The organism is Proteus sp. G4415 (assembly GCF_963896075.1).
In the GTDB taxonomy this organism is placed as follows: domain Bacteria; phylum Pseudomonadota; class Gammaproteobacteria; order Enterobacterales; family Enterobacteriaceae; genus Proteus; species Proteus mirabilis.
Genome location: NZ_CAWQOK010000127.1, coordinates 1 through 8,230, shown reverse-complemented (window position 1 = coordinate 8,230; position 8,230 = coordinate 1). Strand labels below are relative to the sequence as shown.

Annotated in this window: 9 protein-coding genes; 6 read left to right on the top strand and 3 right to left on the bottom strand. The window is 40.8% G+C overall.

Translation table 11 applies throughout. The features are described 5' to 3' along the window. The 5 genes from ftsY to AACU95_RS13700 form a co-directional block, all read left to right on the top strand. On the top strand, window positions 1-1,096 hold a 1,096-nt coding region (ftsY, locus tag AACU95_RS13720; RefSeq protein WP_161737092.1), incomplete at its 5' end, for a signal recognition particle-docking protein FtsY. Between the two features lie 5 nt (window positions 1,097-1,101). Beyond that, the gene (gene ftsE / locus AACU95_RS13715) at window positions 1,102-1,767 is read left to right on the top strand and encodes a cell division ATP-binding protein FtsE (RefSeq protein WP_004245385.1); all 666 of its coding nucleotides are present in this window, start codon (window positions 1,102-1,104) and stop codon (window positions 1,765-1,767) included. Then, window positions 1,760-2,737: a permease-like cell division protein FtsX gene (gene ftsX / locus AACU95_RS13710; protein ID WP_004248880.1), complete on the top strand. Its 978-nt coding sequence runs from the start codon at window positions 1,760-1,762 to the stop codon at window positions 2,735-2,737. The genes ftsE and ftsX overlap by 8 nt, the downstream gene beginning before the upstream one ends. A 341-nt stretch (window positions 2,738-3,078) precedes the next feature. Further along, entirely contained in the window at window positions 3,079-3,933 is an 855-nt protein-coding gene (gene rpoH / locus AACU95_RS13705) for an RNA polymerase sigma factor RpoH (RefSeq protein ID WP_004245383.1), read from the top strand. Window positions 3,934-4,027: 94 nt separating this feature from the next. Further along, the gene (locus AACU95_RS13700) at window positions 4,028-5,176 is read left to right on the top strand and encodes a glycerate kinase (protein WP_141192276.1); all 1,149 of its coding nucleotides are present in this window, start codon (window positions 4,028-4,030) and stop codon (window positions 5,174-5,176) included. Here the strand turns inward: AACU95_RS13700 and panM are convergent. Continuing rightward, a complete protein-coding gene (gene panM / locus AACU95_RS13695) occupies window positions 5,152-5,568 on the bottom strand; it encodes an aspartate 1-decarboxylase autocleavage activator PanM (protein ID WP_049207491.1) in 417 nt (138 codons plus the stop codon). The genes AACU95_RS13700 and panM overlap by 25 nt on opposite strands. A gap of 11 nt (window positions 5,569-5,579) precedes the next feature. Next, window positions 5,580-6,767, bottom strand: a complete 1,188-nt coding sequence (locus AACU95_RS13690; protein ID WP_049207493.1) for an MFS transporter — start codon at window positions 6,765-6,767, stop codon at window positions 5,580-5,582. A 114-nt stretch (window positions 6,768-6,881) separates the two neighbouring features. Between AACU95_RS13690 and AACU95_RS13685 the strand changes: the two genes are divergently transcribed. Next, window positions 6,882-7,358: a MarR family transcriptional regulator gene (locus AACU95_RS13685; RefSeq protein ID WP_017628211.1), complete on the top strand. Its 477-nt coding sequence runs from the start codon at window positions 6,882-6,884 to the stop codon at window positions 7,356-7,358. Window positions 7,359-7,397: 39 nt separating this feature from the next. On the opposite strand, the gene AACU95_RS13680 is transcribed toward AACU95_RS13685, so the two are convergent. Beyond that, entirely contained in the window at window positions 7,398-8,150 is a 753-nt protein-coding gene (locus AACU95_RS13680) for a M48 family metallopeptidase (protein ID WP_004245378.1), read from the bottom strand. Window positions 8,151-8,230 lie beyond the last annotated feature (80 nt).

Here is an 8,230-nt window from a genome sequence, read left to right as displayed (position 1 = left end):
TTTAGCCGAAGAAGAAGCTCAACGTCAAGCGCAACTTGAAGCTGAACAAGCACGCCAAGAAGCTGAAGCTGAAGAAAAAGCGCGTATTGCACAAGCACAAGCCGAAGCGGAAGATATTGTCGCGTTACGCGAAGAGGTATTAGTCGATAAACCCGTAGAGCAAGAGAGACCGAAAAAAGAAGGCTTTTTCTCTCGCTTGAAAAAGGGATTATTAAAAACACGACAAAATTTAGGCTCCGGTTTTATGGGGCTATTCCGCGGTAAGAAAATTGATGACGAGCTTTTCGAAGAGTTAGAAGAGCAGTTGTTAATTGCCGATGTGGGAATGGATACCACTAGGAAGATCATTAACAGTTTGACTCAGCATGCTAGTCGTAAAGATCTCAAAGATGCTGAATCTCTTTATGGTAAGTTGCGTGAAGAGATGGGCGATATTTTAAATAAAGTGGATAAGCCATTAAATATTGAAGGTAAAAAACCTTTTGTCATTTTAATGGTCGGAGTTAATGGGGTCGGTAAAACGACCACTATCGGTAAGTTAGCCCGCCAATACCAAGCTGAAGGTAAATCGGTGATGTTAGCTGCAGGAGATACCTTCCGTGCAGCGGCGGTTGAGCAACTACAAGTTTGGGGTGAGCGTAATCATATCCCTGTTATTGCTCAGCATACGGGGGCTGATCCAGCATCAGTTATTTTTGATGCTATTCAATCGGCGCAAGCAAAAGGTGTCGATGTTCTGATTGCGGATACCGCGGGACGATTGCAAAATAAATCTCATTTAATGGAAGAGCTGAAAAAAATCGTCCGTGTAATGAAAAAATTAGACGAGGAAGCACCACATGAAGTGATGCTGACACTCGATGCCAGTACAGGGCAAAATGCTGTTAGCCAAGCAAAATTGTTTAATGAAACGGTTGGGCTGACAGGATTAACCTTGACGAAACTGGATGGTACTGCAAAAGGGGGCGTTATCTTCTCTATCGCTGATCAGTTTGGTATTCCTATTCGCTATATCGGCGTCGGTGAAGGTATTGAAGATTTACGTCCGTTTAAGGCCGACGATTTTATTGAGGCTCTGTTTGCCCGCGAGGAGTAGTTGTAATGATCCGCTTCGAACACGTCAGCAAGGCTTATTTAGGTGGAAGACAAGCATTACAGGGGGTTGATTTTCATCTTCGCCCTGGTGAGATGGCTTTTTTAACCGGACATTCTGGTGCTGGTAAAAGTACATTGCTTAAATTAATTTGTGGCATAGAACGTCCAAGTGATGGCGCTATTTGGTTTGCTGGTCATGATATCAGTAGGCTAAAAAATAGTGAGATCCCTTTTCTACGTCGTCAAATAGGGATGATCTTCCAAGATCACCATTTGCTGATGGACAGAACGGTTTATGACAATGTCTCTCTACCTTTGATTATTGCAGGCGCAAGTGAAGAGGATATTCGACGCCGAGTTTCAGCCGCCTTGGATAAAGTCGGACTACTTGATAAAGCGAAAAATTACCCTATCCAGCTTTCAGGGGGGGAACAGCAACGAGTGGGAATAGCTCGTGCTGTTGTGAATAAACCCACGGTGTTATTGGCTGATGAGCCAACAGGGAATCTTGATGGTGAACTTTCAGAAGGCATTATGCGTCTGTTTGAAGAGTTTAATCGCGTGGGGGTTACCGTGTTAATGGCAACGCATGATATGACACTTGTAGAGCGCAGGAATTACCGTATTCTAACCTTAGGTCAAGGGCGTATGGTGGGAGGACAAAATGGCTAAAGGAAAACACTCCCGTAAGGCAATGCCAACACCAAAAGCGAAAACAAAAGCATTACGTGGTGGACGCCGTGAGCAGTGGCGTTATGCATGGCGTAATACCATGGCCGACTTTTTACGCCAACCTCTCTCTTCTTTCTTAACGGTGATGGTAGTAGCGATTTCATTAACACTACCTAGTATCTGTTACATTGTCTGGAAAAATGTATCAACAGCCGCAGAGCAGTGGTATCCCACTCCGCAACTGACGGTCTATCTTGATAAATCTCTAGATGACAGCTTAGCGCAGGCAACGATAAAAAATATCGAGGCATTAGATAAAGTTGAAGAGGTTAATTATCTTTCTCGTCAAGATTCATTAGTGGAGTTTCGCTCATGGTCTGGATTTAGTAGCGCATTAGATATGCTAGAAGAAAATCCATTACCCGCTGTCGCGATTGTGACTCCTGTTATGGATCCTAATGACGAGCAATTAATGGTTAATTTGCGTGATGCAGTGGCAAATATTGCCGGTGTTGACGAAGTGAGAATGGACGATAGCTGGTTTACTCGGTTATCTACTTTAACCTCATTAGTTGGACAAATCGCAATGGTGATCGGTAGCTTAATGATTGTGGCACTGCTATTGGTTATTGGTAATAGTGTTCGTCTTAATATTTTCAGTCGTCGTGATACCATTAATGTGATGAAATTAATTGGTGCTACTGATGGCTTTATCATGCGCCCCTTTTTAAATTGGGGTTTAGTACTCGGCTTTATCGGGGCTATTTTTGCGATTATTTTCTCTGCATTATTGGTATGGAAGTTATCTGATGTCGTTACGCAAGCGGCGACCGTATTTGGAACGACTTTCTCAATATCTGGATTAGGTTTTGATGAATCGGTTATTTTGATCCTCGTTTCGATGACCATTGGCTGGTTTGCTGCTTGGTTGACCACCATGCAACATTTACGTCAATTCACACCAGAATAGCCATATTAGTCCCTTTTTTCCTTTTTATTATGGCGGGTTGCATTATTATGGCAACCTTGCCATTTTATCAAACCCCTATCTTTGGCATAATAATGTTCTACACTTAACCTAGATGAATTGAGTACTATTTTTAATAGATGAATTTGCGGTTTGCTTGGTAAAGTACAAAGATATGTAAACATAGATGCGATATGAACCTTTAGTCTTTATGCTGGTCAATAATGTTGTAAAAACATAATATCTACCACCAACGATGACCTGTTAAGTACTATTAGAAGGTTCTTCCTGCTCACCATACAGTATTAATATTAATTATCTATTTGATTTTCATGAGGATTTGAATGACAAAAGAAATGCAATCCTTAGCATTGGTTCCGCAAGGCAGCATTGAAGCGTATATCCGTGCAGCCAATTCCTATCCGATGTTAACGGCAGAGGAAGAAAAGGAACTGGCTGAACGGCTGCATTACGAGGGCGATTTGGAAGCAGCGAAAACGCTGATCCTTTCTCATTTACGCTTCGTTATTCATGTTGCTCGCAGTTATTCAGGATATGGTTTACCTCAGGCGGATCTTATCCAAGAAGGTAATATTGGTTTGATGAAAGCGGTGCGTCGCTTTAACCCTGAAGTTGGGGTTAGACTGGTTTCTTTCGCCGTGCATTGGATCAAAGCCGAAATTCATGAATATGTGTTACGTAATTGGCGTATCGTGAAAGTCGCGACAACGAAATCACAGCGTAAACTGTTCTTTAATTTAAGAAAAAACAAAAAACGCTTAGGGTGGTTTAACCAAGATGAAGTCGAGCTAGTCGCGAAAGAGCTTGGGGTTTCTGAGAGCGATGTACGTGAAATGGAATCTCGCATGTCGGCACAAGATATGGCATTTGACATGAGTGCTGATGATAGTGATGACTCACATCCTGTAGCTCCGGTGCTATTCTTAGAAGATAAATCTTCTGACTTTGCTGATGGTATTGAAGAAGATAACTGGGATAACCATGCGGCTGACCGACTGACTTTAGCGATAAAAACACTGGATGAACGTAGCCAAGACATTATCCGCGCTCGCTGGTTAGAAGATGATAATAAATCAACTTTACAGGAGCTTGCAGATAAATATGGTGTTTCTGCTGAGCGAGTTCGCCAGTTAGAAAAAAATGCGATGAAAAAATTGCGTTTAGCGATTGAAGATTAATCACATTTTAAAGCCAATCCAACCTCTCTGATTGTAGAGTATGATATAAAAGCGATATTGATATATCGCTTTTTTTATACGCGGAGAACATGACGTGAAAGAGATAAAAATAGTTATCGCCCCAGATCCTTTTAAAGAGAGCTTAAGTGCCAAAGAGGTGGCAGAGGCGATTAAACAAGGCTTTTCACGTTATTTACCTGATGCTGATTATTGTTGTATTCCTATGGCCGACGGCGGTGAAGGTACAGTAACGTCATTAGTTGATGCTACCCATGGTCGTTTTATCACAACGCCAGTTTGTGATCCATTAGGTAAACAGGTAACAGCCACTTGGGGAGTGTTAGGCGATAATACTACTGCCGTGATTGAAATGGCACAGGCATCAGGTCTTCATCTTATCCCTTCATCTCAACGCAATCCCAATTTAACGACGAGTTATGGTACCGGTGAGTTAATTTGTGCCGCACTAGATTTGGGGGTTAAAAAGATCATTTTAGGCTTAGGAGGAAGTGCCACAAATGACGGCGGTGCAGGTATGATGCAAGCGCTCGGTCTTGGTCTTAAAGATAAGTCTGGAACATCTTTGCCTTTTGGTGGACATGCATTAAGTCAACTTCATTCTATAGATATCAATCAACTACATCCAAAACTTGCCTCTGTTGATATAGAGATCGCCTGTGATGTAACTAATCCATTATGTGGCGAATTGGGGGCTTCAAAAGTCTTTGGCCCGCAAAAAGGGGCGACAGAACAAGATATTGAGCAACTGGATAGCGCACTACACCATTTTGGTACTTATCTTGAGAAAATGACACAACGCACTCTTATCAATATTGCAGGAAGTGGTGCAGCAGGAGGATTGGCTCTGCCTTTGCTGGCATTTACGCAAGCAACACTTTCACCAGGTATTGATTTGGTTGCTAACGCTGTTGAATTAGAAAAACAGTTAATCGATGCAGATTTGGTCATAACTGGCGAAGGGCGAATGGACAGCCAATCGGCGCAAGGTAAAACCCCAATAGGTGTTGCTAAATTAGCTAAAAAATACCATCGCCCAGTGATTGCATTAGTTGGTGGTTATTTACCAGATTATGATGTGGTTCATCAGCAGGGTATTGATGCGGTTTTCTCTATCATGCCTGGTGTTGCCACTTTACAACAAGCCTTTGATAATGCTGAGCAAAATTTACAGGAAACCGCTTATAATGTCGCGAGGCTTTATGCTTTATCATTGCAGAAATAATCATAAGTATCAGCCTGTAATGAAGTAGCAAAATGATGATGCGCTAAAAAAGCCTGTGCTACAGGATCGTTGATTTGCCCTGTTTTCAATAAAGCTTGCCAATGTGTAATGGTTGGATTTTTTTCAAGGCATTGTGTTAGTAAGTAATGCCCAACACCACGACGACGAGTCACTTCTCTTACCATAAAATCACTGATAAGCGCTGTTTTTGCTTGGTATTTTATACGACAAGCCGCTAGCAATCGCCCGTTAAAACGGGCGACAAAAAGAGCATGCTCTGTGGTGATTGGTGCAGTGAGTGCCATTTGGTACTCACTATCTTGCCAAATTTTCCCTAAATCTATTTTATCTTGTGCTGAAAGCTGCGGCAGTTTTTCAATGGTTAGTTTCATCAAATGTCCTGTTAGTCGGTGGTTTGTCGTTGTTGTTTTAATGTGGAAAGTAGCGTTTTGATGGCAAAACACAATGCCAAACTTGTTAAGATCACACAAGAATAAAAGACATATTGATAATGATTATCGGTGACAAAATAGCTTGCGACCATAGGCCCTGCTGCCATACCACAGTAGCGGATAAAATTATAAATACCCATTGCCGTTGCTCTTACTGAACTAAAGTGGCTGGTTAATAAGGTCGTGTGTGTAGGCATAGTTAATCCTAAAGAGAGACCATATAACACCGTTAATATTAACATTATTGGTAATGAGATTTGCCAAAATAGGGCAAATAACGACAACATGGCAAGGTTTATACATGAAGTTATGATCACACCATATTCAGCGCTAAACAAATGACAAACCTTACGGTAAAGGTAACTGCCTAACACCAGTGCAATGGACATAGGAACATAAAGCCCACCAATTTCACTGCTATTTAAGTGATAAAGGTGAAAAGCAATTAAAGGTAAAAATACTAATAGGCAGAAGTAGTTATAAAACACCATAAAACTTATCACAAAAACAGATTTACCCTCTGGGGCGGCGAGCACTTGTCGCATAGCAGATAAGCTTTTAACGGACTGTTTTTGTTCTGGGCGAGTTTCAGGTAAATAAAACAGATGGGCAATCAGCAAAACAAGTCCCACCATACTTAAGAAAACAAAAATACTTTGGTAGTGATAATGTTGTGCTAAATAGCCGCCTAATAAAGGACCACTCGCTGGTGCTAATGCTAGCAACATTTGGTAACTTCCCATTGCTTTAGCACGCTCATTCCCTTGATAGAGATCGCCTAAAATAGTTGCTGCGACAACAGGGATGGCAGCGATACCTATGGCTTGGATCACTCGTCCAAAAATTAATAGGTTAATAGAATTAGCCCATATACAAATAAGTGCGCCGATAATTGAAATCGTTAACCCACTGAGCAAAATAGGTTTTCTGCCCCATTTATCAATCAATGAACCATAACATAACTGCATAACAGCCATAGCAAAAGTGAAAGCTGATACCGTAAGGTTAACCAGTGATAATGTGGTATTAAATTGCTGCTGGATCAATGGCAGCACAGGAGTATAAATATTTTGTGCTAGAGAGCCTAATAAAGCGCTAAAGCAAACAAGGTAAAACAGACTACGGATTGATAATTTCATTATATTGCCTCTTAGTTTTGTTTCCATGGAAACAAAATAGATAATAGCGATATTTTGATTGTTGTAAATAGTTTTGGTATTATTTTTTTAAAATATTTTTTCCAAGGAAACAAAATGACAAGACAGCAAGTAACCACACAGGAATTGCTTAATGGTTTAAGTGAATTGTTGCACTTAAAAGAAGCGAATAATGATGAAGGTCATAAGAAAGTATTAGCAGAGAAGGGGTTAGAAAATTATTCACTCACAGAGCTTCATGTGATCCATTGTATTGGTGAAGAGAGTATGCGCAACCTCACAACGATCAGTGATTATATGGCAATGACACGTGGGGCAGTCTCAAAAATTTGTCGTCGCTTACAGAGTAAAGGCGCTATTGAGAAAATAAAATTAGCGGATAACCAAAAAGAGATATTTTTTATTTTAACTACTGAAGGGGAAAAGCTGTTTCACACTCATGAATTGTTACATCAACAATCTCAGGCAAAATGGATAACCTTATTTGAACAGTATGATCAAAATGAAAGGCTGGCAATTAAACGCTTTTTAGCTGATGTTGCAAATCGTTTTCGCCACAAGGAAAAAGCATAAAGAAAACCCCCATATGGTTAAATATAGGGGCGATAAAGTTTATTTTTTATCTTCGGCAATGCGGTTACGAATATTGTCAGCACGCTCTTTTGATGGTGGGTGAGAATCAAACATGCTTGAATCACTACCACCTAATTTAGCTAATTTTTCAAAGCCAGTCACTAAGCCTGAAGTATTGACACCGCGTTTTTTCAGCAGATCGTAAGAGAAGTTATCAGCTTGTGTTTCTTGGTGTTGAGAGAATTGGGCATTAACCAGTTTTTCACCCATTTCTGCTAACTGGGAACTACTTAATTGTGCTGCTACTCCCCCCGCTGAAGAGGCCGCGGTACGTGCCGCAACAGTGGCATGTGCTACTTGAATTGCTTTACGTGTATGGCCTAATGCCACGTGTCCCATTTCATGACCCAATACACCTTCCACTTCGTTGTCAGTCATGATGTCCATTAAACCGCTATAAACACGCACACAGCCGTTTGCCATCGCCCATGCATTGACATCTTTAGTGAGATAAACTTTATAGTTTACTGGAGTACCATTAACTTCATTACCTAACGCTTTCGCGATATTATTTAAGCGTTTAGTGTAGTTACTATTTGCAGGTGCAATTTTGTTTTTAGCATCCATTTCTTTACATGCATCATTAGTTAGCGCTTTGACATCGTCATCACTTAATGTTGCCGCTTGGAAAAGTTGTGTACCTGATTGCGCTAACATAGAAGTATCAAGATTTTTACAGCCAGAGAGTAATGCCGCGGATACCATCACTGTCGCAAGTAGTTTTATTTTCATTATCAATTAAGTCCTTTTCTGCTTAGCAGTTTAATATTATTAGTTGCACATTAAATGCGAGCAAAAGAATAGCAGTGCTT

Excerpts from the sequence above, each read along its gene's own strand:
- AACU95_RS13685 (WP_017628211.1), top strand. The coding sequence starts at position 6,882 with ATGACAAGACAGCAAGTAACCACACAGGAATTGCTTAATGGTTTAAGT.
- ftsX (WP_004248880.1), top strand. The coding sequence starts at position 1,760 with ATGGCTAAAGGAAAACACTCCCGTAAGGCAATGCCAACACCAAAAGCG.
- panM (WP_049207491.1), bottom strand. The coding sequence starts at position 5,568 with ATGAAACTAACCATTGAAAAACTGCCGCAGCTTTCAGCACAAGATAAA.
- ftsE (WP_004245385.1), top strand. The coding sequence starts at position 1,102 with ATGATCCGCTTCGAACACGTCAGCAAGGCTTATTTAGGTGGAAGACAA.
- rpoH (WP_004245383.1), top strand. The coding sequence starts at position 3,079 with ATGACAAAAGAAATGCAATCCTTAGCATTGGTTCCGCAAGGCAGCATT.
- AACU95_RS13690 (WP_049207493.1), bottom strand. The coding sequence starts at position 6,767 with ATGAAATTATCAATCCGTAGTCTGTTTTACCTTGTTTGCTTTAGCGCT.
- AACU95_RS13680 (WP_004245378.1), bottom strand. The coding sequence starts at position 8,150 with ATGAAAATAAAACTACTTGCGACAGTGATGGTATCCGCGGCATTACTC.